The organism is Achromobacter sp. FW305-C-30-7 (assembly GCF_058783105.1).
Window position 1 is genome coordinate 75,319 of sequence record NZ_JBYSYI010000011.1, and the last position, 24,789, is coordinate 100,107.

Sequence of the window (24,789 nt, forward strand, 5' to 3'; positions counted from 1 at the left end):
AGAATTTCCCGTTTTTCACAACTAATTCAAGGGATTACCTATGGTGGTGATTCGCCTGGCCCGCGGTGGGTCCAAGAAGCGTCCGTTTTACAACCTGGTGGCCACCGATTCGCGTAACCGTCGCGACGGCCGTTTCATCGAGCGCGTGGGTTTCTACAACCCCGTAGCCAGCGAAGGCACGGAAAACCTGCGCATTGCGCTGGATCGCGTGCAACACTGGACCGGCAACGGCGCCCAACTGTCGCCTGCTGTCGAGCGTCTGGTCAAAGAGTACTCGGCCAAGGTTTCCGCCGCGGCTTAATTGCCTGCGTCGCATACCGAGCCCTGAGCTTTACTGCGCTTAAAAGCTGCCATTCATAGCTGCTTCATAGTTACCAAGAGCACGATACATGCCTGATGCCGCAACCTCCAACGCGGCGCCGACGGATTTGATCGAGCTGGGCCGCATCAGTGCAGCCTACGGTGTGAAAGGCTGGGTCAAGGTGCAGCCACATTCGGCCAATGCCGAAGTGCTGCTCTCAGCATCTCAATGGTGGTTGACTCGCCCTGTGCCTGAACTGGCGCGGGGCGTTGTCGCGTCTGCGCCTGTCGCATACAAGGTCGTGCAAGCCCGTTCGCAAGGAGCCACCGTGGTGGCTCAGCTGGCTGGCATTGCGGACCGCGATCAGGCCGAAGCCCTGCGCGGTTGTTCCGTGCAGGCGCCGCGGGGATCCTTTCCCGCGCCCGAGGAAGACGAATACTACTGGGTCGATCTCATCGGTTGTGCGTTGTACACCAGCGCCACCGGCGAACCTGCGCTGCTGGGCGTGGTCGACGAGGTCCTCGATAACGGCGCTCATGCCGTTCTGAGGGTCTTGCACCAACGGGTTGGGGCTGAAGGCCCCGAGCCCATCCTGAACGCCAAAGGCCGGCCCGCCGAAATGCTTGTTCCGTTCGTGCGCGCGCACATACACGCCGTCGATTTGTCAGCTCGCCGCATAGACAGCGACTGGCCGGCGGATATTTGATGCGTATAGACGTCGTTACGCTCTTTCCCGAAATGTTCGGGGTAGTGCGGGACCTGGGTGTCACCGGCCGGGCGCATGCCCAGGGCCGGTGGTCCCTGCATGCCTGGAATCCTCGTGATTTCACGCACGACGTGCACCGCACCGTGGACGACCGCCCCTACGGCGGCGGCCCCGGAATGGTGATGATGGCGGGGCCTCTGGAAGCCGCCGTCAATGCCGCCCAGGACGCGCGCGCAGCGCTTGGCCTGGGCCGCGCCCCTGTTGCGCTGCTGGCTCCGGTCGGCCGGCGCTACGATCAGGCGGGCGCCGAATCCCTGGCGGCAAGCGAGGGTCTGATCCTCATTTGCGGCCGCTACGAAGGCGTGGATCAGCGTTTCATTGCGCGCTGCGTCACGCAGGAAATCTCGCTGGGCGACTTCGTGTTGTCGGGCGGGGAAATCGCCGCGCTCGCCGTGATTGACGCCGCCGTGCGCCTGTTGCCCGGCGTGCTGAACGATGGCGAATCCGCGCTGCAGGATTCCTTCAACGACGCCTTGTCCGGCCTGCTGGACAGTCCGCACTACACGCGCCCCGAGGTCTACCAAGGCGAGCCCGTGCCGGCGCCTCTGCTTAGCGGGCATCACGCGAACATCGCCCGTTGGCGGCGCGAGCGTTCGTTGGAGCTGACCGTTGCCCGGCGTCCCGAACTGATCGAGGCTGCTCGCGCAAAAGGGGTGTTGACCCTGGCCGACGAGCGCTTTCTGGCCGAGTTGGCGGGTACTCCGCTGCCGGAGCCGGTCAAGCGGCGGCGGCCATCCCGGCCCAAGCTGCCCAAGGCCTCCTGAAACTTCTTCGACTGCACGTTTGCCGGCGATCCTTGCGCCGCGCATGTCTTGCCGCGGCGGGCAAACAAAAACCCCGGAACAAAATTCCGGGGTTTTTGCTTCCAGCGTAGCGATGGGGCTTAGTTGCCCAGCTTGACGCGCTGTTCGCGCACCTTCTGTAGCGTCTCGCCGAACTGCGCCATGCGCGCCTTTTCCTGCTCGACCACGGCAGCCGGCGCGCGCTCGACAAAGCTGGCGTTCGACAGCTTGCCGTTGGCCTTGGCGATTTCGCCTTCCAGGCGCGCGATTTCCTTGTCCAGCCGCACGCGTTCCGCCGCCACGTCGATTTCGACGTGCAGCATCAGACGGCTGTTGCCCACGACCTGGACCGGTGCTCCGGCGTCGGGCAGAGCGTCGAGCACCTCGACCTGGCTCAGCTTGGCCAGCGCGGCCAAGTACGGCGCGTTGCGGGTGAGGATGGGCGCATCGCCTTGGGCGCAGAGCGGCACCTTCTGCGCGGGCGACAGGTTCATCTCGCCGCGCAGCGCGCGCACGGCTTCGACCTGGGCCTTGAGCTCGGCGACATCGGCTTCGGCGGCGGTGTCGACCGCGGCGGGATTGGCCTGCGGGTAGGGCTGGACGCTGACGCTGTCGGCCACGCCTTCCTTGCGCTTGCCGGCTACCACCGACACCTTTTGCCAAAGCTCTTCCGTGATGAACGGAATGATCGGGTGCGCCAGGCGCAGCACGCCTTCCAGCACGCGGATCAGCGTGCGGCGCGTGCCGAGCTGCTGGGCCGGCGTGCCGGTCTGGATCTGCACCTTGGCCAGTTCCAGATACCAGTCGCAGTACTCGTCCCACACGTAGCGGTAGAGCGAATTGGCGATGTTGTCGAAGCGGTAGTCGGCAAAGCCGCGCGCCACGTCGGCCTCCAGCGCCTGCAGTTGGCTGACGATCCAGCGGTCCACGAAGGACGTTTCGCCGGTTTCCGGGCCGGTCAGGTCGTGGCCTTCGGTGTTCATCAGCACGAAGCGCGTGGCGTTCCACAGCTTGTTGCAGAAGTTGCGGTAGCCTTCGCAGCGCTTCAGGTCGAAGTTGATGTTGCGGCCCAGCGTGGCGTAGGCGGCCATCGTGAAGCGCAGCGCGTCGGTGCCGAAGGAGGGGATGCCGTCCGGGTACTGGCGGCGCGTGGCTTTCTCGATGGCGCCCGCCTGTTTCGGATTCATCAGGCCGTAGGTGCGCTTGGCCACCAGGCCGTCCAGGTCGATGCCGTCGATCAGGTCGACCGGATCCAGCGTGTTGCCCTTGGACTTGCTCATCTTCTGGCCGTCGGCATCGCGGATCAGGCCGTGCACGTAGACGTGCTTGAACGGTATGTGGCCGGTCAAGTGGGTGGTCAGCATCACCATGCGGGCGACCCAGAAGAAGATGATGTCAAAACCCGTGACCAGCACGCTGGACGGCAGGTAGCGCTGCAGGTCGGGGGTGTTTTCCGGCCAGCCCAGCGTGGTGAAGGGCACCAGGCCCGACGAGAACCAGGTATCCAGCACGTCCGGGTCGCGCTTGAGCTCGCCGGTCACGCCGGCCGCGCGGGCCTGGGCATTGGCTTCGGCTTCGTCGTGCGCCACGAAGATCTGGCCGTCCTCGGAGTACCAGGCGGGAATCTGGTGGCCCCACCAGAGCTGACGCGAAATGCACCAGTCCTGAATGTTGTTGAGCCACTGGTTGTAGATGGTGGTCCAGTTGTCCGGGTAGAACTGGATGCGGCCGTCGGCCACCACTTCCAGCGCAACCTCGGTAATGCTCTTGCCCGGGTTCAGCGTGCCTTCGGGAGCGGGCTTGCTCATCGCCACGAACCATTGGTCCGTCAGCATCGGCTCCAGCACGACGCCGGTGCGGTCGCCCTTGGGCTGCATCATCTTGTGCGGCTCGACCTTGACCAGATAGCCTTCGGCCTCCAGCTGCGCCACCACGGCCTTGCGCGCCTGGTAGCGTTCCATGCCCTGGAATTGCTTGGGGCCGTTCTCGTTGACGTGGGCGTCCAGCGTGAAGATCACGATCAGGGGCAGATCGTGGCGCATCGCGCAGGCGTAGTCGTTGAAGTCGTGGGCGCCGGTGATCTTCACGCAGCCCGTGCCGAATTCGGGGTCGACGAAATCGTCCGCAATGATGGGGATGTTGCGGTCGCACAGCGGCAGTTCCACTTCCTTGCCGACCAGGTGTTTGTAGCGCGGGTCTTCGGGGTGGACGCACAGGGCGCCGTCGGCCAGCATGGTTTCCGGGCGGGTGGTCGCGATGGTCAGGCCGCGCAGCGTGACGGTCTGGCCGTCCTTGTCGACGATGGTTTGCGGGCCGTCGACGAAGGGGTAGAGGATGTGCCACATGTGGCCGTCGGTTTCCTCGGACACCACTTCCAGGTCGGACACTGCCGTCAGCAGCTTCGGATCCCAGTTGACCAGGCGCTTGCCGCGGTAGATCAGTCCCTGTTTATGCAGGCGCACAAAAGTTTCCACCACGCCGCGCGACATGCGCTTGTCCATGGTGAAATATTCGCGCGGCCAATCGGCCGAGGCGCCCAGGCGGCGGACCTGCTCGGTAATGGCATTGCCGGATTTTTCCTTCCACTCCCACACCTTTTCCACGAATTTTTCGCGGCCCAGGTCGTGGCGGGAAACCTTCTGGGCGTCCAGTTGTCTCTCAACCACGATCTGCGTGGCGATGCCGGCGTGGTCGGTGCCGGGAATGAATACGGTGTCGTCGCCGAGCATCCGGCGGTAGCGGACCAGGCCGTCCATGATGGTCTGGTTGAAGGCATGGCCCATGTGCAGGGTGCCCGTCACGTTAGGAGGCGGGAACTGGATGACGTAGGGGTGGCTTTCGGTCCCCGTTTTTACATGTTGCCCTGCCTGGAAGTACCCGCGCTTGTCCCACTCGGCGTACCAGCGGGATTCCAGCGCGGAGGGTTCGAAGCTCTTGGAGAGTTCCTGGGCGTCGCTCGCGGCATTCGCGGCGTTCGGGGGGGCAGCTTGAGTCATTGCAGGGTTCCGGCAAACAGGGGCGCCCGAGCTAAGGGTGCGGGCGGCAAACCGCACATTTTAAGATGTAATGCGGTCTTCTCAGCGTGTTAGAATACCGGGTTACTGTAAACCTTTTAGAAGTCCCTGAATTCATTGAGGATTCCGGGCGAGTCCAACAGGTAGGCAGTGTCGAATCCCTGCCTTGGCCTAGTGGTTCGGGACGGCCCGAAACAAGCATGCGTTTCGGACCTCCTGCGCGCCAACAGCGCGATGACGCTTCAAGGGTGACACCGACAAGCGCAGAGCCACGCCAGGCAATTCATCAGAAACCAAGTCAGAAATCAGTTTTCGGAGTTCTTATGTCCATTCAACGCACCCTCTCGATCATCAAGCCCGACGCCGTCGCCAAGAACGTCATCGGCCAGATCGTCGGCCGTTTCGAGCAAGCTGGCCTGAAGGTCATCGCTGCCCGCCTGGCCCAGCTGTCGCGCGCCGACGCCGAGCGTTTCTACGCCGTGCACAAGGAACGCCCCTTCTTCAAGGACCTGGTCGACTTCATGATCTCGGGTCCCGTGTTTGTGCAAGTTCTGGAAGGCGAAGACGCCATCCTGAAGAACCGCGACCTGATGGGCGCCACGGACCCCAAGAAGGCGGCTCCCGGCACCATCCGCGCCGACTTCGCCGACAGCATCGACGCCAACGCCGTGCACGGCTCGGACGCTCCGGAAACGGCCGCTGTCGAAGTCGCTTTCTTCTTCCCCGAAATCAACATCCACAGCCGTTGATTTTCGCGGAACTTCTGTTCTAGCTTTTTAGTGTTACCCAGGTCATGGAAACCGTCGAACGAATCAATCTGCTGGGGCTAGACGGCTCCGCCCTGTCCGAACTGGTCGGAAAGTGGGGCGGCAAGCCGTTTCGGGCTCGCCAGTTGCAGCGCTGGATGCACCAGCGCGGCGCCGATTCGTTCGACGCCATGACCGACCTGGCCCGCGATTTCCGCGGCCAGCTTGCGCAGCATTGCCGCATCGAGGCTTTGCCCGTCAACATCGAGCAGCGCTCGACCGACGGCACCCGCAAGTGGCTGTTCGATGTGGGGCAGGGCAATGCCATCGAGACCGTCTTCATTCCCGAGGACGACCGCGGCACGCTATGCATTTCCAGCCAGGCCGGATGCGTGGTGAACTGCCGCTTCTGCTCGACCGGGCACCAAGGCTTCAACCGCAACCTGAAGACCAGCGAGATCATCGGCCAACTGTGGTGGGCCAAGCGCGTGCTGGAGGCCGACATCGGCACCGCCCGCCTGGAAAGTGCCCGCGCTACCGAAGACACCCGCGTCATCAGCAACGTGGTCATGATGGGCATGGGCGAACCCCTGCTCAACTACGACCAGGTTCTGCCCGCGTTGCGCCTGATGCTGGACGACAACGCCTACGGCTTGTCGCGCCGCCGCGTCACCGTATCCACCTCCGGCGTGGTCCCCATGATGGACCGGCTGTCGCAGGACTGTCCCGTGGCGCTGGCCGTTTCGCTGCACGCACCGAACGATGCGCTGCGCGACGAGCTGGTGCCGCTGAACAAGAAGTACCCGCTGAAGGAGCTGCTGGCTGCTTGCGAACGCTATCTGGCGTTCGCCCCGCGCGACTTCATCACTTTCGAATACTGCATGCTGGACGGCATCAATGACACCGACCAGCACGCCAAGGAACTGATCCAAATTGCACGCCAGCTGCGCTGCAAGCTCAATCTGATTCCGTTCAACCCCTTTCCCGAGTCCGGCCTGAAGCGCTCGAACTCGGCGCGGGTGAAGGTGTTTGCCCAGCGTCTGATGGACGCCGGCATCATCACCACCGTGCGCAAGACCCGGGGCGACGATATCGATGCGGCCTGTGGCCAACTGGCCGGAGAAGTGCGCGACCGTACCCGGATCACCGAACGGAACGCCGCACAGCGCCAGACCATACCAATTAAACAGGTGCACGCATGACGCAGGATTTCGCTTCTGCAGTTTCAGAAACGCCCGCAGGCGCTGTGGGTGGCATCGGCTCGGCATTGCGCGCGCTGCGCCAGTCCAAGGGCTGGTCGCTCGACGAAGTGTCCAGCCGCATCAAGTTTTCCACGAAGCAGATCGAAGCCCTCGAAAACGAGCAATGGGCAAACCTGCCCACCGGCGTTTCGCTGCGAGGCCTGGTACGCAACTACGCGCGCCTGTTGGGCGCGGATTCGCAGGCCATCGTCGATTCGCTGGATCCCAAGGCGCGCGTCACCGGTCCGGTGAAGCTCAGCCCGGGCGCCCTGCATTCGGCGCACTCCATTCCCCAGTCCGGCGCCGACGACGAGCGCTCGTCGTCGACCTCCTGGGGCTGGCTCATCGCCATCGTGCTGGTGCTGGCCGCCGGCGTGGCGTATGCCTTCTGGCAAGGCTGGTTGCCGCAGCACTGGCTGCCGTCCGACTGGCTGCCGAAGTCGACCAAGTAACAACCCGGTTCCACCGATGCAAGAATCTTCTCTGCCTTGCCAGGATGCCCCGCCTCCCTCCGTGGGGGCGGCTGAGCGCCGCGCCACGCGTTCGGTGGCGGTGAAGTGGGGTGATCGCGTCGTGAAGATCGGCGGCGACGCTCCGGTCGTGGTCCAGTCCATGACCAACACCGACACGGCGGACGCCATCGCCACCGCGATTCAGGTCAAGGAGCTGGCTCAGGCCGGCTCCGAGCTCGTGCGCATCACCGTGAATACCCCGGAAGCCGCGCGCGAAGTCATCGCCATCCGTGAACAACTCGACCGCATGGGCGTGAACGTGCCGCTGGTCGGAGACTTTCATTACAACGGCCACAAGCTGCTGACGCAGTTTCCCGATTGCGCGCAAGCGCTGTCCAAGTACCGGATCAACCCGGGCAACATGGGCGGGGGCAAGCGGCGCGACGACAATTTCGCGCAGATGATCGAGGTGGCCTGCCGCTACGACAAACCGGTGCGCATCGGCGTGAACTGGGGCAGCCTGGACCACGAGCTGATGGCCCGCAAGATGGACGAGAACAAGCTGCGCGCCCAGCCCTGGGAAGCGCAGGCCGTGATGCGCGACGCGCTGGTCGTGTCTGCCATCAGCAATGCGCAGCGCGCCGAAGAACTCGGCCTGCGGCGCGACGCCATCATCCTGTCCTGCAAGGTCAGCCACGTGCAGGACCTGATCGCCGTGTATCGCGACCTGTCCGCGCGCTGTGACTACCCGCTGCATCTGGGCCTGACCGAAGCCGGCATGGGCAGCAAGGGCATCGTGGCTTCCACCGCCGCGCTGGCCGTGCTGATGCAGCAAGGCATCGGCGACACCATCCGTATTTCGCTCACGCCCGAACCTGGCGGCGACCGCAGCCGCGAGGCCATCGTGGCGCAGGAAATTCTGCAGACCATGGGGTTGCGCGCCTTCACGCCCATGGTCGTCGCCTGCCCGGGCTGTGGCCGTACCAGCAGCACGTTCTTCCAGGAACTGGCCGATAGCATCCAGACCTACCTGCGCCGCCAGATGCCGCTCTGGCGCGCCCAGTATCCCGGCGTCGAAAGCATGAACGTCGCGGTCATGGGCTGTGTGGTCAACGGGCCGGGCGAAAGCCGTCATGCCGATATCGGCATCAGCCTGCCGGGCACCGGCGAGGTACCCGCCGCGCCGGTGTTCGTGGACGGCGAACGCACGGTCACGCTCAAGGGCGACCATATCGCCGAAGAGTTCCAGGCCATCGTTGAAGACTACGTTGCGCGCCGCTATGGCGCGCCTGCCTCTCATTAAAGTAAGGGTGTGGTCGCTAGCGCGCTTGCCGGCGCGCGATGCGGCATGATCAAGATGACTCAAGCTTTCCAGAAAGTCGCCGCGATACGCGGCATGAATGATCTGTTGCCGGGGGCGAGCGCCCGCTGGGAGCAATTCGAGGAAATCGTGCGCGGCTGGCTGCGCGGCTACGGCTATCGCAATGTGCGTACGCCCGTGCTTGAGCATACGCGCCTGTTCGCGCGCGGCATCGGCGAAGTCACCGACATCGTCGAAAAAGAGATGTACACCTTCGCCGACGGGCCCGACGAAGAACTGCTGACCATGCGTCCTGAAATGACGGCTGGCATCGTGCGCGCGTCCATCGAACACAATCTGCTCTACGACCGCCCGCAGCGCGTCTATTCCATCGGTCCCGTGTTCCGCCGCGAGCGTCCGCAACGCGGCCGCTATCGCCAGTTCCATCAGATCGACGTCGAGGCCCTGGGCTTCGCCGGTCCCGACGTGGACGCCGAGCTCATCGTCATGCTGGCACGCCTGTGGAAGTTGCTGGGTCTGACCGATGTGCGCCTGGAACTGAATTCGCTGGGCCAGCCGGCCGAACGCGCCGCCCACCGCGCGGCGCTGATCGAGCACCTGGAAAAGCACCGCGACATCCTGGACGAAGATGGCCAGCGCCGCATGTACAGCAATCCCTTGCGCGTCCTGGACACCAAGAACCCCGCCATGCAGGAAATGGCTGACAGCGCGCCGCGCCTGTTCGACTTCCTGGGCGAGGAATCGCGCGCGCACTTCGATGGCATGTGCCAGCGCCTGACCGACGCCGGTATCGAGTACCGCCTGAATCCGCGCCTGGTGCGCGGGCTGGACTACTACAACCTGACCGTGTTCGAGTGGGTCACCGACCGCCTCGGCGCCCAGGGTACCGTGTGCGGCGGCGGCCGTTACGACGGCCTGATCGAACTGCTGGGTGGCAAGTCCGCACCCGCGGTGGGCTTCGCGATCGGCATGGAGCGCCTGCTGGATCTCTGGGAGCAGAGCGTGCAGGTCGAACAGCAAGCCGAGTGCGACGTCTATGTCGTGCACCAGGGCGAAGAGGCGCAACGCCTGGCCGCCCGGGTTGGCGAAGACCTGCGCGATGCCGGCCTGTCGGTCGTCGTGCATGCGGGTTCGGCAGGCTTCAAGTCGCAATTCAAGCGCGCCGACGCCAGCGGCGCCCGGGTTGCGGTTATTCTTGGCGCCGATGAAGTGGCCGCGCAGACGGCCAGCGTGAAGTTCCTGCGCGCCGACGCGCAGGGCGAAACGGCCCAACAGCAAGTCCCGTTGGCGGGATTGGCCGACGTATTGAATAACAAGGGTTAATGCATGGCATACGATCTGGAAGAACAGGAAAAACTCGACGCTATCAAGGCGTGGTGGGCGCGTTACGGCACGCTGGTGGTCACGCTGGTGGCGGCGGTTGCGCTGGCCTGGGGCGGCTGGTGGGGCTGGAAGGCCTATCAATCGCACCGCGCCAACCAGGCCATGGGTTACTTCGAAGCGCTGGAAGACGCGGCCCGCCTGGGCGGCGCCGATTCCTCGGTGCGCATCAAGACCGCCGCAGCCACGCTGCGCGAGCAATATCCGTCCACCGGATACGCCACGCGCGGCGCCCTGGTGGCAGCCCAGGCGCTGCAGGCCCAGAAGGATGACGCAGGCGCCCGCGAGCAGCTGGAATGGCTGGCCGCCCAGGGCAAGAACCCGTCCATGCAAGCCGTGGCGCGTTTGCGCCTGGCTGGCATGATGCTGGACCAGAAGCAATACGATGCCGCCTTGGCGCAACTGAACAATCCGCCGGCAGCCTTCGCCGCCTTGTTCGCGGATCGCCGCGGCGACATTCTCGCCGCGCAAGGCAAGCGCGAAGAAGCGCGCGCTGCGTGGCAAAGCGCCATTGATGGCCTGGGTACGGCCAATCCCCTGACCCAGGTTGTGCAACTGAAACTGGATGCCCTGAGCGGAGCGTGACTGTAATGCGTAAATTTGCACCTGGTCGTACGTGGCGTGGCGCCGTTTGCCTGGCGGGCTTGCTCGCCCTGGGCGGATGCGGCATGTTTTCCCATGATGACGGCCGCTACGATCCCGCGCCCCTGACCGAATACAAGGCCGGCATGTCCGTGCGCCAGGTCTGGAGCGTGTCGGTCGGCAGCGGCTCGGGACTGGGCTTTGCGCCCACCGTGCTGGGCGACGCCATCTATGCCGCCACGCCTGACGGTTCGGTCGGCAAGTTCGACCTGCAAAGCGGCCGCGCCATCTGGAAGGCCAGCGTCGACGGCAAGTTGTCCGCCGGCGCCGGCAGCGATGGCACCACCACCGCCGTGGCCTCGCCCAACGGCGACGTCATCGCCTTCGACGACACCGGCAAGGTGAAGTGGAAAGTCCGCGCCACCAGCGACGTGACCATCCCGCCCGTGGTGGGCTATGGCATCGTCGTGGTTCGCAGCGGCGACTACCGCATCCAGGCCTTCGACGCCAACAGCGGCGAACGCGTCTGGAACGTGCAGCGTCCGGGTCCCTCGCTGGCCCTGCGCAGCGTGTCGCAGATGGTCCTGGCCGAAGGCCTGGTCATTACCGGCCTGCCGGGCGGCAAGCTGATGGCCATCGCGTCCAACAGTGGTAACGTGCAATGGGAAGGCACCGTGGCGACGCCGCGCGGCGCCAGCGACCTGGAGCGCCTGACCGACGTGGTCGGCGCCCCTCGTATCGCGGGCAACCTGCTTTGCGGCGTGGCCTATCAGGGACGTATCGTTTGCTTCGACGTCACGGCCGGCGGCCGCCCGTTGTGGGCCAAGGACTTCTCCAGCGTCAGCGGCCTGTCGCTGGACGAGCGTTTCGCCTACGCGGCGGACCAGAACAGCGTGGTCAACGCGTTTGCGCTGGATAATGGCGGCAATGTCTGGAAGCAGGCAGCGCTGAAGAACCGCCAGGTCACCGCTCCGGCTATGCTGGGTGGCGCGCTGGCAGTGGGCGACCTGGATGGCTATGTGCATTTCCTGTCGCGCAGCGACGGCAGCCTGATGGCCCGCCTGTCGGTAGGTGGAGGCCCGGTGATTTCGCCGCCGCAGACCACTTCCCAGGGAGTGCTGATCCAGACGGGCAATGGCAACCTCGTCCTGATCGGCGCCAACTAAAACCTATAGAACAAAGCCTTACACCGTGTCTTTCAAGCCTGTCGTCGCCCTGGTCGGCCGTCCCAACGTTGGGAAGTCGACCCTATTCAACCGCCTGACGCGATCGCGCGCCGCGCTGGTGGCCGATTATTCCGGCCTGACCCGCGATCGCCATTACGGCGAGGGCAGGGTAGGCGAGATCCCCTTCATCGTCATCGATACCGGTGGTTTCGAACCCGTCGCCAAGGACGGCATCCTGCTGGAGATGGCTCGCCAGACCCGGCAGGCCATCGCCGAGGCCGACGTCGTGGTGTTCCTGGTGGATGCCCGCGCGGGCATCAATGCCCATGACCACGAAATCGCCCAGCTGCTGCGCAAATCCGGCCAGCAGCGCGTGCTGCTGGCGGTGAACAAGGCGGAAGGCATGGGCGCCGGCTCGGCCATCTCCGAATTCCATGAACTCGGATTGGGCCAGCCCTATCCCATCTCGGCTGCGCACGGCGACGGTATCGTCGACCTGATCGAACTGGCCCTGCAGGACCTGGCCGAGCCGCCCGCGGAAGAAGAGTCGCCCGAAGAGGGCGAGCACGACCACCGCATCAAGCTGGCCATCGTCGGCCGTCCCAACGTGGGCAAGTCCACGCTCATCAACACCTTGATGGGCGAAGAGCGCGTGATCGCGTTCGACATGCCGGGCACGACCCGCGACGCCATCGAAATCGACTTCGAGCGCGATGGCCGTCGCTATACGCTGATCGACACCGCAGGCCTGCGCAAGCGCGGCAAGGTGTTCGAGGCGGTCGAGAAATTCTCCGTCATCAAGACGCTGCAGGCCATCGAGGCCAGCAACGTCGTGCTGCTGATGCTGGACGCGCAAACCGAAATCTCCGAGCAGGACGCCCACATTGCCGGCTTCGTGCTGGAAACGGGGCGCGCCGTGGTCGTGGCCATCAACAAGTGGGATGGCCTGGACGGCGAAGCCAAGGAACGCATCGAACGCGAGTTCCAGCGCAAACTGCGTTTCCTGTCTTTTGCGCGCATGCATACCATTTCGGCCCTGCGCGGGCAGGGCGTGAAGCCCCTGCTCAAGTCCATCAACGCGGCGCATGCCGCGGCGTTCGCCAAGCTGTCCACGCCCAAGCTGACGCGCGAGCTGCAGACCGCGGTCGAGCAGCAACAGCCGCCTCGCAAGGGCATATTCCGTCCGAAGATGCGCTATGCGCATCAGGGCGGGCAGAACCCGCCGCTGGTCGTCATCCACGGCAACGCGCTGGACGCTATTCCGGATTCGTACCGTCGCTATCTGGAAACGCGCTTCCGCAATGCGTTCGACCTGGCCGGCACGCCGCTGCGCATCGAATTCAAGTCTTCGCACAACCCCTACGCGCAGGAAAACTGATCCATGAGCCGCTTCTGGAGTCCCGTGGTCGGGACGCTCAGTCCGTATGTGCCGGGCGAGCAGCCCAAGCTTCAGAATCTGGTCAAGTTGAACACCAACGAGCATCCCTACGGCCCGTCGCCCAGGGTGCTCGACGCGATCCGCTCGGCCTGCGATGACACGCTGAAGCTCTATCCGGACCCTGCGTCCGACCGTCTGCGGCAGACCATCGCCGGCACGGTCGGCGTGCAGCCCGGCCAGGTCTTCGTGGGCAACGGCTCCGACGAGGTGCTGGCGCATGTGTTCCTGGCGTTGTTGAAGCATGAGCGTCCGTTGCGCTTTCCGGACATCACCTACAGCTTCTATCCGGTCTACTGCGGCCTGTACGGCATCCAGTACGAAACGGTGCCGCTGACGTCCGACTTCCGCATCGACGTCGAGGACTATCTGCCAGGCCGCAATGGGCAGGCAGGCGCCATCATCTTCCCGAATCCCAATGCCCCCACCGGCCGCGCCCTCGGCGTGGCGGAAGTCGAACGCATCGTCGCCGGCAACCCCGACTCGGTCGTCGTGGTGGATGAGGCCTATGTGGATTTTGGCGGAGAGTCCGTCATTCCTTTGGTGGACCGCTACGACAATCTGCTGGTCGTGCAAACGCTGTCCAAGTCGCGTTCGCTGGCAGGCTTGCGCGTCGGTTTCGCAGTGGGCAGCGCCGAGCTCATCGATGGACTTGAGCGTGTAAAGAACAGTTTCAACTCCTATCCCATCGATCGCCTCGCATCGGCGGGCGCGGTGGCGGCCATGGAAGACGTGGAGTACTTTGAGCAAACGCGCCAGGCCGTGATCGAAACCCGGTCGCGGATGACGGCGGCTCTGGAATCGCTGGGCTTCGAGGTGCTGCCTTCGGCCGCGAATTTCGTGTTCGCGCGGCACCCCTCCAAGGACGCTGCGGATCTGGCTGCCGCCTTGCGCGAACGCAGCATCATCGTGCGCCATTTCCGCCAGGAACGCATCGACCAGTTTTTGCGTATTACCGTGGGCACCGACGAGCAGTGCGAACTGCTGCTGAAGGCGCTTGCGGAGGTCTTGCAGGCTTGAGCGGCGGCAGCTTTCCAATCGGAAAACTCTGGTGTCACTTTTGCTTCCCGGCCAAGTAGCACGGGCCGGGAAAACCCTGTAGAGTACAAGTTTCGGCGTATGCCACCAGTACAGAAGTACGCCACCACTCAATAACAAACAAATGGAGCCTGGCCAATGAGCAATAAAGGGCAAACTCTGCAAGATCCGTTCCTGAACACGCTGCGCAAGGACCATGTGCCCGTGTCGATCTACCTGGTGAACGGCATCAAGCTTCAAGGGCAAATCGAATCCTTCGACCAGTACGTGGTGCTGCTGCGCAATACGGTCACGCAAATGGTCTACAAGCATGCCATTTCGACCGTCGTTCCCGCGCGTGCCGTGAATTTTCAGGTGGAAGTCCCTGCTGAGTAATCTCGCTCCAGCTTTACCTTTTATTGCCCGCCGGACGGTACTCGTCGGCGGGCATTTTCGCTTTGGCTCCAATATGGTGCATGTATGCGCGCTCTGATTATCAGCGTGGATCTGGGAGATCCGGACTTCGCGGCCCATGCCGAGGAATTCGCCATGCTGGCCAAGGGCGCTGGCGCGGAAGTCGTCGGCACCTTGACGGCTCGGCGCGACCGGCCCGACGCCAAATTCTTCATCGGTTCAGGCAAGGCCGATGAGGGCGTGGCGATGGCCCAGGCCTTGCTGGCCGACATCGTCCTTTTCGACCAGCCGCTGTCCCCCGCTCAGCAACGCAACCTGGAACGCGCGTTCAATCTGCGCGTGGTGGACCGGGTTGCCCTCATCCTCGACATCTTCGCGCTGCGCGCGAAGAGCCACGAAGGCAAGCTCCAGGTCGAACTGGCGCAACTGCAGCATCTGGCCACACGCCTGACCCGCATGTGGAGCCACCTGGAACGGCAGCGCGGCGGTATCGGCATGCGCGGGCCAGGTGAGGCCCAGCTCGAAATGGACCGACGCATCATCGGCGCCAAGGTCAAGGTGCTGCGCGAGCGGCTGGACCGGGTCGAACGCCAGCGCGTGACCCAGCGTCGGGCGCGCGCCCGTGGCGGCGCGTTGTCGGTGTCGCTGGTCGGCTACACCAACGCCGGCAAGTCCACCTTGTTCAATGCCCTGACGCGCGCCGACAGCTACGCCGCTGACCAGCTGTTCGCCACCCTGGATACGACCACGCGCCGCATCTGGATCGAAGGGGCGGGTTCGGTGGTGGTGTCCGACACGGTCGGATTCATCCGCGACCTGCCTCACGGCCTGATCGCGGCATTCCGCGCCACCCTGGAAGAAACCGTGCATGCCGATCTGCTGCTGCATGTGGTCGATGCCGCCAGCCCGCAGCGCGACGAGCAGATTTTCGAGGTGAACAAGGTCCTGGCCGAAATCGGCGCGGCCTCGATTCCCACCATTCTGGTCTACAACAAGATAGATCTGGCCGGACTGGAGCCAAGGGTGGAACGCGATGCACATGGTACGATTGCGCGAGTATTTGTAAGCGCCACCGAGCGCGCCGGTTTGGATGCGTTGCGCGGGGCAATTGCGGAAACCGGACAGATTGTGGGAAACAATGCCGCGAATTATCAAACTCTTCAATCTGAATGACCCCGGCTGGGGTCGTGGGAACAACAATGGCTCCGAGCCGCCGCCCAAGCGGCCTCAAGGCAGCGGAGACGGCCCTCCCGACCTGGACGAGGTCTGGCGCGATTTCAACAATCGCATCGGATCGCTGTTCGGGCGCAAGGGCGGGGGCGGCAATAACCGCCCTGGCAACCGTGGCGGCATGACGCCGCCATCGCCGCGTGGTGCGCGCATCGGCCTGGGGGTGATCGCCCTGGTCGCGGCCGGCATCTGGCTGGCCAGCGGTTTCTACATCGTGCAAGAAGGCCAGGTCGCGGTTGTGACACAGTTCGGCAAGTACAAGTCGACGTCGCAAGCCGGTTTCCAATGGCGCATGCCGTATCCCATCCAGAGCCACGAAATGGTCAACGTGTCGCAGCTGCGCACGTTCGAGGTCGGCTTCCGCGGCGGCGCGCGCAACAAGGTCTTGCCCGAAGCGCTGATGCTCACGACGGACGAGAACATCGTCGATATGCAGTTCGTCGTCCAGTACCGCCTGCGTGCAGACGGCGCGCCCGATTACCTCTTCATGACGCGCGACCCCGATGAATCGGTCCGTCAGGCGTCGGAGACGGCCATGCGTGAAGTCGTGGGCAAGCAGTCGATGGACTTCGTGCTCTACGAGGGCCGCACCACGGTCGCCACGCAGGTGCAGACCCTGATGCAGCAGATCCTGGACCGCTACCAGACCGGCGTGCAGGTCAGCACCGTCGCCATCCAGAACGTGCAGCCGCCCGAACAGGTGCAGGCCGCGTTCGACGACGCCGTCAAGGCAGGCCAGGACCGCGAGCGCCAGATCAACGAAGGCCAGGCCTACGCCAACCAGGTCGTGCCGCTGGCCAGTGGCCAGGCGTCCCGCATGACCGAACAGGCTGAAGGCTACAAGGCCAAGGTCGTCGGCGATGCCCAGGGTAATACCTCGCGCTTCACCAGCATCCTTGGTGAATACGAGAAGTCGCCGGCGGTCATGCGCCAGCGCATGTATCTGGAAAGCATGCAGGAAATCTTCACGCGCGCCAGCAAGGTCATGGTCGACACCAAGAGCAACAACAACATGTTGTATCTGCCCCTGGACAAGATCATGCATCTGGCCGCTCAGGACGCCAGCAAGTCCGGTGTCGCCGGTTCGGGTTCGCCCACGCTCGCCAGCCCGCCCGCCCAGTCGCCGGCGCGCGGCAGCGCCGCGCCGGTGCCTCAGTCTTCCGGCAGCAGCAATAGCAACACGCTGCCCCGCGACCGTACGTCGCGCTAACCCGGAGGAGTCCTGATCATGCAACGTCTCATGCCTATCCTGGTCGGCCTGCTCATCGTGCTGGCCGCCCTTTCTTCCTGCGTCTTCGTCGTGCGCGAGCGCGACTACGCCCTGGTGTTCTCGCTGGGTGAAGTGCGCAAGACCATCAACGAACCCGGCCTTTACTTCAAGGCGCCGCCTCCGTTCCAGAATGTCGTGACGCTCGACAAGCGCATTCTGACCATCGAAACCAACGAAGCCGAACGCATCCAGACTTCCGAAAAGAAGAACCTGCTGATCGATTCGTACGTCAAGTGGCGCATTGCGGATCCGCGCCAGTACTACGTGTCCACCGGCGGCAATGAGCGCGTGGCGCAGGAGCGCCTGCAGGCGCTGATCCGCGACGCACTGAACGCCTCGGTCAACGTGCGTACGGTGCGCGACGTGGTTTCGACCGAACGCGACAAGATCATGGCCGAGATCCTGACCAACGTCGCCAAGCGCGCCGAGCCCTTGGGCGTGCAGATCGTCGATGTGCGCCTGCGCCGCATCGAGTTTGCGCCGGAGATTTCGGAATCGGTGTATCGCCGCATGGAAGCGGAGCGTACGCGCGTCGCCAACGAGCTGCGTTCCATCGGTGCCGCCGAAGGCGAAAAGATCCGCGCCGAAGCCGACCGCCAGCGTGAAGTGATCGTGGCCCAGGCCTACGCCAAGGCCCAGGGCATCATGGGCGAGGGCGACGCCGCGGCTGCTGCGATCTATTCGCAGGCCTATGGCAAGAACCCGCAGTTCTACACGTACTACAAGAGCCTGGAAGCCTACCGCGCTTCGTTCTCGAAGCCGGGTGACGTGCTGGTCGTTGACCCCAGCTCCAGCTTCTTCCAGTTCATGAAGGATCCCACCGGCGACGCGCTGGCGCCGGTCACCGTGCCGGCCAAGTGATGCGGCTGCGGTAACGCGGAACGAAAAGCCCCTTGGATTTCCAAGGGGCTTTTTGCTGGCGGTTGCGGCGGTTGGCTCGTCGTTGTGCAATAAGGGACGGTTGCTTGCCCAGGGCAGGTCCGGGTGGCGCTCGCCGCTGAACCATGTACAATACCCCGTAAGCTAGAAAACATTCCGCAGCGGCTGAGCGGGCTTACGCCCCCTCAGCCGCTTTTTCGTTTGGGCGACGCCCATGCATCATTTGGCGTTATTCAGGTAAACATTCATGGGTAACTGGTTGCTGCCCGAGAGCCTTGCCGACGTACTTCCGGCAGAGGCCCGGCGCATCGAGGAATTGCGCCGCGAACTTCTCGATCTGTATCGCACTTACGGTTTCGAGCTGGTCGCGCCGCCCCTGGTCGAATACATCGATTCATTGCTGTCTGGCACCGGCAGCGATCTGGATCTGCGCACCTGTAAGCTGGTCGACCAACTGTCTGGTCGCACGCTGGGCGTGCGCGCCGACATGACTCCTCAGGTCACGCGCATCGACGCGCACTTGTTGAACCGCGCCGGCGTTACCCGTCTGTGCTATTGCGGCAACGTGCTGCATGCCCGCCCGGCGGACCTGCTGTCCAGCCGCGAGTTGCTGCAGATCGGCGCCGAGATCTACGGCCATGCCGGCTTCGAGGCCGACCTGGAGATCATCCAGCTGGTGCTGGAAACGGTGGCGATCGCCGGCGTGCGCAACCCGCGTCTGGATCTGTGCCATCCGGGCGTGCTGCGCGCGCTGCTGGAATCCGATCCGGCGGCCGCGGCCTTGTCGCAGGACGTCATCCTGCTGATGCGCGAGAAGGACGTCCCGGGGTTGGGCGAATTGGCTGAGCGGGCTCCCGGCCTGCGTACAGAGACCCTGAAGGCCCTGCAATTGCTGCCCAAGCTGTACGGCGGGCCGGAAGTGCTGAAGGAAGCGCGCCGCGAACTGCCCTTGTTGCCGGGCGTGGTGGCGGCTCTGGACGCGCTGCAGTTGGTGGTGGACGCCATGCCCAATGTGGCTTTCGGCGTGGACTTGGCCGACGTGGGTGGCTATGGCTACCATTCCGGCGTGAAGTTCGCGCTGTATGCCGAAGGCTGGCGCGATGCGCTGGTCAGCGGCGGCCGTTATGACGATGTCAGCCGTGCGTTTGGCCGGGCCCGTCCCGCCACCGGCTTCAGTCTTGATTTACGCAAGCTGGCGGCGGGTTTGCCGCCGGCGGAAAGGGCGCGTGCGGTTCGCGCGCCTTGGGGGCAAGCCCCCGCCCTGACCGAGGCGGTGCGCCGCCTGCGCCGGTCGGGGGAAATTGTCGTTCAGGTATTGCCCGGTCACGAGCAGGATCAGGACGAATTCGTTTGCGATCGCGAGCTGGCGCTGCAGGATGGCGCCTGGACGGTCAGAACGCTGTGACTAACTCCCTCTCGGCAACGAGAGGGCCCGCGGGGAGATTTCCGGATTTCCCGAGAAACTCGATATTGATTCGTAACATGAGCAAGAACGTAGTCGTAATCGGCACCCAGTGGGGTGACGAGGGCAAGGGCAAGATCGTCGACTGGCTGGCGGAATCCGTCCAGGGCGTGGTCCGCTTCCAAGGCGGTCACAATGCCGGCCATACGCTGTGGATCAACGGCAAGAAGACGATTCTTCGCCTGATCCCGTCGGGCATCATGCATCCTGGCGTCACCTGCTTCATCGGCAACGGCGTCGTGCTGTCCCCCGAAGCCCTGCTCAAGGAAATCGAAGAGCTTGAGGCCGCCGGTCTGGACGTGCGTTCGCGCCTGCAGATTTCCGAAATCTGCCCGCTGATCCTGCCGTACCACGTTGCCATCGACAAGGCGCGCGAAGCGCGCAAGGGCGACGGCAAGATCGGCACGACCGGTCGCGGCATCGGTCCTGCGTACGAAGATAAGGTCGCCCGCCGCGCGCTGCGCGTGCAGGACCTGTTCAATCCCGCGCTGTTCGACGAAAAGCTCGCCGAGGTGCTGGATTACCACAACTTCGTGCTGACCAAGTACCTGGGCGCCGAGGCGGTTTCCGCCAATGAAGTGCGCGACCAGGCCATGGCGCTGGCTCCGGCCATCGCCCCGATGGTCAAGGACGTGTCGAGCAACCTGTACGCCATGCAACAGGAAGGTAAGCGCCTGTTGTTCGAGGGCGCGCAGGGCGCATTGCTGGACGTGGACCACGGTACCTATCCCTTCGTCACCAGCAGCAACTGCGTTGCTGGCGCGGCCTCGGCCGGCGCAGGCGTCGGTCCGCAGCAACTGGACTACGTCCTGGGTATCACCAAGGCCTACACGACGCGCGTCGGATCGGGTCCGTTCCCCACGGAGCTGGTCGATGAGATCGGTACCCGCCTGGCCACGATCGGCAAGGAATTCGGTTCCGTCACGGGCCGTCCGCGTCGTTGCGGCTGGTTCGACGGCGCGGCGCTCAAGCGCTCGGTCCGCCTGAACGGCATCACCGGCCTGTGCATCACCAAGCTGGACGTGCTGGACGGCCTGGAAACCATCCAGCTGGGCGTCGGCTATCGCGTCAACGGCGAGTTCCGCGATGTGCTGCCTTACGGCGCGCATGCTGTGGCGCAGGCGCAACCGGTGCTGGAAGAACTGCCGGGCTGGAGCGAATCCACCGTCGGCATCACCGAGTACGACAAGCTGCCCGAGGCGGCCCGTCGCTACCTGGAGCGCGTGGCCGAAGTCTGCGGCGTCCCGATAGATCTGGTGTCGACCGGTCCCGACCGCAACGAAACCATTGTGCTGCGTCATCCCCTGAAGGGCTGACATCGGGTTATTATTCGCAAGGCCGCCGCCGGTCTCATACCGGCGGCGGCCTTTTCGTATTTATTAAGCAGGAGATGCTTGCCTATGAGCACGCCGACCAATGATGACAGCCATCTGTGGGTGACGTGGGACGACTACAACCGCCTGATCGAGCGCCTTACCTTGCAGGTGCATCAATCGGGTTGGAAGTTCGACAAGATTCTTTGTCTGGCGCGCGGCGGCATGCGCGTTGGTGATGTTATGTCCCGTATTTTTGATGTGCCGCTGGGTATCCTGGCCACGAGCAGCTATCGCGAAGCGGCCGGCACCAAGCAAGGCGACATGGATATCGCCCAGTTCATCACCATCACGCGCGGCACGTTGTCCGGGCGGGTGTTGCTGGTGGACGACATGGTCGATACCGGCAAGACCTTCAACAAGGTCTTCGATCACCTGAAGAGCCAATTCGCCGACATCACCGAACTGCGCAGCGCGGTGCTGTGGTGGAAGGGCCATTCCCAGGCGACGCCGGATTACTACGTCGACAAGCTGCCGACCAATCCCTGGATTCATCAGCCTTTCGAAGACTACGACAGCCTGCGTCCGCATCAGCTCGAGGCCTGGATCCGCAAGGGTTCCAAGAGCTGAGCTTGCTTTTCCGGCGGGAGAGGGCATTCTGGCTGCCCAGGGCGCCAGACTGTCCCCCCAGTAGTCAAAATGGCCATGACCATGCTAGAATCGCTGGTTATCGCTAAACCGAACTTGGCTTGTTACTCTCTGGGTAGTCTTTGGGTAACGGAAACAGCCAGCGGAAATCCAGGATGGGATCTGCGGTTCAGGGCTGCCAGGCGGCACTGAAGCCAGCGTCCGGCCCCTGGGTTGCGCTTTCAAGGTTCCCCGTTCGCGGTATCTGTCTCTGTTGGTATGATTTTGGTATCGACGAGGCCGTTTACGCGTACCTGGACCCGCGCAGCGTTGCTGGTAAGCAAGCCAGGTTTGTCATCAACTTTTGTTACCCTACAAGCAGGCCAATCACTTTATGCCTATCGTTCGACTGAAGGAAAACGAACCGTTTGAAGCCGCTCTGCGCCGCTTCAAGCGCACCATCGAAAAGACCGGTTTGCTCACCGAGCTGCGTTCGCGCGAGTTCTATGAGAAGCCCACGGCTGAGCGCAAGCGCAAGCACGCCGCCGCTGTGAAGCGCCACTACAAGCGCATCCGTAGCCAACAACTGCCCCCGCGCCTGTATTGATTTTTGATTCCCGAATCTATTGATTCCAGAATCATTCATCCAGGATTTGCTCGCCCGAGTCGACGTCGTCGACATAGTCGGGCGATACGTGCAGTTGAGAAAGGGCGGGGCCAACTTGCTTGGCCTGTGCCCTTTTCATAACGAAAAAAGTCCCTCGTTCACTGTCAGCCCCACCAAGCAGTTCTATCACTGTTTTGGTTGCGGAGCGCACGGCAGCGCCATCACCTTCCTGATGGAACACACGGGCGCCAGTTTCCCCGATGCCGTGCGCACGCTCGCGGCATCGGCGGGAATGACGGTCCCCGAAGAAAACCGCAGTCCACGCCAGCAGCAGGAATCCGCGCGCCGCAAGGCCGAGGAATCCCGCCACACGCAGGTGCTGGATGCCGCTCAGGCCCATTACCTCAAGCAGTTGCGGGCATCGCCCGCGGCGATCCGCTATTTGAAGCAGCGCGGCCTGACGGGTGAAATCGCGGCCCATTTCGGCCTGGGCTGGTCGGGCACCGACCGCCACGGCTTGTCCCAAGTCTTCCCGACCTATGAGGACCCCGTCCTGGTCGAGTCCGGGTTGGTCATCGAATCCGAGGACGGGCGCCGCTACGACCGCTTCCGGGAACGGGTCATGTTTCCGATCCGCAATGCGCGGGGCAGTCTTATCGGATTCGGTGGCCGCATCATCGGCAAGGGCGAGCCCAAGTACCTGAATTCGCCGGAAACCCCGCTGTTCTCCAAGGGGCATGAGCTCTACGGGCTGTGGGAGGCGCGCCTGGCCATACGCCAGGAAGGTCAGGTCATTGTGGTCGAAGGCTACATGGACGTGGTCGGCCTGGCCCAGCAAGGCATCGCCAACGCGGTGGCGACGCTGGGTACGGCCACCACGCCGGACCATGTCAAGAAGCTGTTGCGTGCCAGCGATAAGGTTATCTTCAGTTTCGACGGCGACGGCGCCGGCCGGCGTGCCGCATGGCGCGCCTTGCAGGCCTGTCTGCCGGTGCTGCGCGACGATATTGCGATCCGCTTCCTGTTCCTGCCCTCGGAGCACGATCCCGACTCGTACGTGCGCGAACTGGGCGCGGAAGCCTTCCGCGCATGCCTGGGGGACGCCGTGGCGCTCTCCCGCTTCCTGCTGGATGAGTTGGCTTCGCGGCACAACATGAACGAAGCCGAAGGGCGTGCCAGTTGCCTGCACGAAGCCAAGCCCTTGCTGGCCGCCATTCCCGAATGCGCACTGCGCGTGCAGATCGAGCGGGAAATGGCCAAGTTGGTTCAACTGACGCCTGAGGAAATGGCTCAGGTGCTGGCTCAGCAGCCCGCCAAGCCCTTTGCGCCCGCGGCCAAATCGGGCGCGGCCGGAGGGGATGCCGGCGCGGCCGCAGCATCCGGGCGGGAGCATGAACCCGGCCATTCAGACATGGGCTACGACTTCGCCGGTCACGATTTTCATGACATTCCGGCCGATGAGTCCGATTACGCGGACCAGGTCCATCTGCCGTCCCAGGGTTCCGACTTTGGCGGCGGAGGCGGTCAGCGCAGCGGCGGCAAACAGGAATGGAAGGGCAAAAGCGACTGGAAGGGCAAGGGCGACTGGAAAGGCGGCAAAGGCAACTGGAAAGGCAAGCGCGACAACGACGTTGGCGGATTTGAAGGCCGCCGCACCATGCCTTCGCTGGCCAAACGCCTGCTGGGCCTGCTGCTGGCGCACCCTGAGCTGGTTGACTCCATGGGCGACCAGCAGCTTGAAGTCATCGACCATGGTCCCCATCTAGGTCTTGTAAGAGACTTGATCATGCTGGCGCAATCCAGCGGCGCCCGTCATGTCGGCGCGCTGCTGGAGGCGGCGGATCCGGATTCGGATCTGGCCACCGTGCTGAAGGGGCTGCGGGCCGATATCCTGTCTCAGGAAGACCTGCCGGACCCGCAAACGGAATGGGACGATGCCTTGAGGCGCATCGAGTTCGATTCGGCCAAGCTGGAGATCGCCAAACTCGCTGCGGCGGGGTTGACCACGGAAGAAGCGCGCAAGCGCTATCTGGAGCTTTCCAGCCGCATGGCCGTGCTGAAAGGTGCCGGTGTGCGCTAAATGCGCTAAAATCAAAGGTTGTCCGCCGGCATAGCGCATTTTTGGCCGGTGGAGCTGGGGCAGGCAGTTGTTTGTGCGGCGCGGTACCCGTTGCGGGGCGCCGAACTTAAACAAGGCTTTGGCCTGGTGAGCTCGCGAATTGAGGTATGTGCAGTCGATTTCTGCTTAATTCTTGCTGAATTTGGTAGTAATCCTGGTGCTGCAATCCGTGAGCAATACGAAATGCGTCTGGCAGACGGAATCTATTCCGGATGCTGGAATCTAATGGATGTATAGGGTTTGACGCGGGACCTGCGATCCGGACGCGGCGGGCGCTCCAGAAATGGAACGCCAGGCGCGCAACGGCAGAAATAAAAGCGGATGCGCGCGTCAAATTTGTTACATAGTTAATTAATATAGCTGAGCGGTGAATCAAGCAGTTCGGCGGCGGTCGTTTCCGCGTAGCGTTAGTGGTTTGGGTGCTGTGTCTACTCAGCTGCTTGGGGCCAAGGCCCGATAAGCAAGCAAAGCCTATTTATAGGCAGACAGCCCCCCCGACGCGCGCAAGCCCCCGCAGGATGAGGCCATGCACGCAACGCGCAAGTACGGTATCGCACCGGAACGGCGCCAAGCGGGCTCGCAAGAGCCAGCGCTGCGAACAACGCAGCCGTGTGGTCTCCGCCGATTCACCAGTTTTACCCGTATAACCGCCGTGTTGGGCTGCC

The 24,789-nt window shown here is 63.7% G+C and carries 22 protein-coding genes; 21 read left to right on the plus strand and 1 reads right to left on the minus strand.

Annotated features, from left to right (window positions below; translation table 11 throughout):
- Positions 1 to 40: 40 nt before the first annotated feature.
- The 3 genes from rpsP (at position 41) to trmD (ending at position 1,831) form a co-directional block, all read left to right on the plus strand.
- Complete coding sequence (rpsP, locus tag AC3WOB_RS27200; protein WP_013392819.1) at positions 41 to 301, plus strand: 30S ribosomal protein S16; 261 nt, start codon at positions 41 to 43, stop codon at positions 299 to 301.
- An 88-nt stretch (positions 302 to 389) separates the two neighbouring features.
- Positions 390 to 1,007, plus strand: coding sequence for a ribosome maturation factor RimM (rimM, locus tag AC3WOB_RS27205; protein ID WP_492276757.1), 618 nt, complete (start codon positions 390 to 392; stop codon positions 1,005 to 1,007).
- Positions 1,007 to 1,831 (plus strand): tRNA (guanosine(37)-N1)-methyltransferase TrmD, encoded by an 825-nt coding sequence (gene trmD, locus AC3WOB_RS27210; RefSeq protein ID WP_013392821.1) that lies wholly within the window; start codon positions 1,007 to 1,009, stop codon positions 1,829 to 1,831. Before rimM ends, trmD begins: the two co-directional genes overlap by 1 nt.
- Before the next feature lie 119 nt (positions 1,832 to 1,950).
- Here the strand turns inward: trmD and AC3WOB_RS27215 are convergent, their stop codons facing one another.
- Complete coding sequence (locus AC3WOB_RS27215) at positions 1,951 to 4,845, minus strand: valine--tRNA ligase (RefSeq protein WP_492276758.1); 2,895 nt, start codon at positions 4,843 to 4,845, stop codon at positions 1,951 to 1,953.
- Positions 4,846 to 5,186: 341 nt separating this feature from the next.
- Here AC3WOB_RS27215 and ndk point away from each other — a divergent pair, with 341 nt between their 5' ends.
- From ndk to dnaG, 18 genes are all read left to right on the plus strand, one after another.
- Positions 5,187 to 5,612 (plus strand): nucleoside-diphosphate kinase, encoded by a 426-nt coding sequence (gene ndk / locus AC3WOB_RS27220; RefSeq protein ID WP_006393972.1) that lies wholly within the window; start codon positions 5,187 to 5,189, stop codon positions 5,610 to 5,612.
- Positions 5,613 to 5,656: 44 nt separating this feature from the next.
- Positions 5,657 to 6,811, plus strand: a complete 1,155-nt coding sequence (gene rlmN / locus AC3WOB_RS27225; RefSeq protein WP_013392823.1) for a dual-specificity RNA methyltransferase RlmN — start codon at positions 5,657 to 5,659, stop codon at positions 6,809 to 6,811.
- Entirely contained in the window at positions 6,808 to 7,302 is a 495-nt protein-coding gene (locus AC3WOB_RS27230; protein WP_013392824.1) for a helix-turn-helix domain-containing protein, read from the plus strand. Before rlmN ends, AC3WOB_RS27230 begins: the two co-directional genes overlap by 4 nt.
- Positions 7,303 to 7,318: 16 nt before the next feature.
- Complete coding sequence (ispG, locus tag AC3WOB_RS27235) at positions 7,319 to 8,605, plus strand: flavodoxin-dependent (E)-4-hydroxy-3-methylbut-2-enyl-diphosphate synthase (RefSeq protein WP_013392825.1); 1,287 nt, start codon at positions 7,319 to 7,321, stop codon at positions 8,603 to 8,605.
- Positions 8,606 to 8,659: 54 nt separating this feature from the next.
- Entirely contained in the window at positions 8,660 to 9,946 is a 1,287-nt protein-coding gene (gene hisS / locus AC3WOB_RS27240; protein WP_085947857.1) for a histidine--tRNA ligase, read from the plus strand.
- Between the two features lie 3 nt (positions 9,947 to 9,949).
- Positions 9,950 to 10,588 (plus strand): YfgM family protein, encoded by a 639-nt coding sequence (locus AC3WOB_RS27245; RefSeq protein ID WP_013392827.1) that lies wholly within the window; start codon positions 9,950 to 9,952, stop codon positions 10,586 to 10,588.
- 5 nt (positions 10,589 to 10,593) lie between these two features.
- The gene (gene bamB, locus AC3WOB_RS27250; protein ID WP_492276759.1) at positions 10,594 to 11,751 is read left to right on the plus strand and encodes an outer membrane protein assembly factor BamB; all 1,158 of its coding nucleotides are present in this window, start codon (positions 10,594 to 10,596) and stop codon (positions 11,749 to 11,751) included.
- 25 nt (positions 11,752 to 11,776) lie between these two features.
- A complete protein-coding gene (gene der, locus AC3WOB_RS27255) occupies positions 11,777 to 13,129 on the plus strand; it encodes a ribosome biogenesis GTPase Der (RefSeq protein ID WP_013392829.1) in 1,353 nt (450 codons plus the stop codon).
- Between the two features lie 3 nt (positions 13,130 to 13,132).
- Positions 13,133 to 14,206 (plus strand): histidinol-phosphate transaminase, encoded by a 1,074-nt coding sequence (hisC, locus tag AC3WOB_RS27260; RefSeq protein ID WP_492276760.1) that lies wholly within the window; start codon positions 13,133 to 13,135, stop codon positions 14,204 to 14,206.
- Between the two features lie 156 nt (positions 14,207 to 14,362).
- The gene (gene hfq / locus AC3WOB_RS27265) at positions 14,363 to 14,599 is read left to right on the plus strand and encodes an RNA chaperone Hfq (protein WP_006218585.1); all 237 of its coding nucleotides are present in this window, start codon (positions 14,363 to 14,365) and stop codon (positions 14,597 to 14,599) included.
- A gap of 84 nt (positions 14,600 to 14,683) precedes the next feature.
- Positions 14,684 to 15,790, plus strand: a complete 1,107-nt coding sequence (hflX, locus tag AC3WOB_RS27270) for a GTPase HflX (protein WP_013392831.1) — start codon at positions 14,684 to 14,686, stop codon at positions 15,788 to 15,790.
- Positions 15,756 to 17,057, plus strand: coding sequence for an FtsH protease activity modulator HflK (gene hflK, locus AC3WOB_RS27275; RefSeq protein WP_207471239.1), 1,302 nt, complete (start codon positions 15,756 to 15,758; stop codon positions 17,055 to 17,057). Before hflX ends, hflK begins: the two co-directional genes overlap by 35 nt.
- A gap of 18 nt (positions 17,058 to 17,075) precedes the next feature.
- Complete coding sequence (gene hflC, locus AC3WOB_RS27280; RefSeq protein WP_013392833.1) at positions 17,076 to 17,978, plus strand: protease modulator HflC; 903 nt, start codon at positions 17,076 to 17,078, stop codon at positions 17,976 to 17,978.
- Positions 17,979 to 18,243: 265 nt separating this feature from the next.
- On the plus strand, positions 18,244 to 19,401 hold the full coding sequence (locus tag AC3WOB_RS27285; protein WP_013392834.1) for an ATP phosphoribosyltransferase regulatory subunit: 1,158 nt from the start codon (positions 18,244 to 18,246) through the stop codon (positions 19,399 to 19,401).
- A 77-nt stretch (positions 19,402 to 19,478) separates the two neighbouring features.
- Positions 19,479 to 20,774, plus strand: a complete 1,296-nt coding sequence (locus tag AC3WOB_RS27290) for an adenylosuccinate synthase (protein ID WP_013392835.1) — start codon at positions 19,479 to 19,481, stop codon at positions 20,772 to 20,774.
- 84 nt (positions 20,775 to 20,858) lie between these two features.
- The gene (locus AC3WOB_RS27295) at positions 20,859 to 21,401 is read left to right on the plus strand and encodes a phosphoribosyltransferase (RefSeq protein WP_013392836.1); all 543 of its coding nucleotides are present in this window, start codon (positions 20,859 to 20,861) and stop codon (positions 21,399 to 21,401) included.
- A gap of 391 nt (positions 21,402 to 21,792) precedes the next feature.
- On the plus strand, positions 21,793 to 22,005 hold the full coding sequence (rpsU, locus tag AC3WOB_RS27300; protein ID WP_006218592.1) for a 30S ribosomal protein S21: 213 nt from the start codon (positions 21,793 to 21,795) through the stop codon (positions 22,003 to 22,005).
- 19 nt (positions 22,006 to 22,024) lie between these two features.
- A complete protein-coding gene (dnaG, locus tag AC3WOB_RS27305) occupies positions 22,025 to 24,085 on the plus strand; it encodes a DNA primase (protein WP_492276761.1) in 2,061 nt (686 codons plus the stop codon).
- Positions 24,086 to 24,789: the final 704 nt, after the last annotated feature.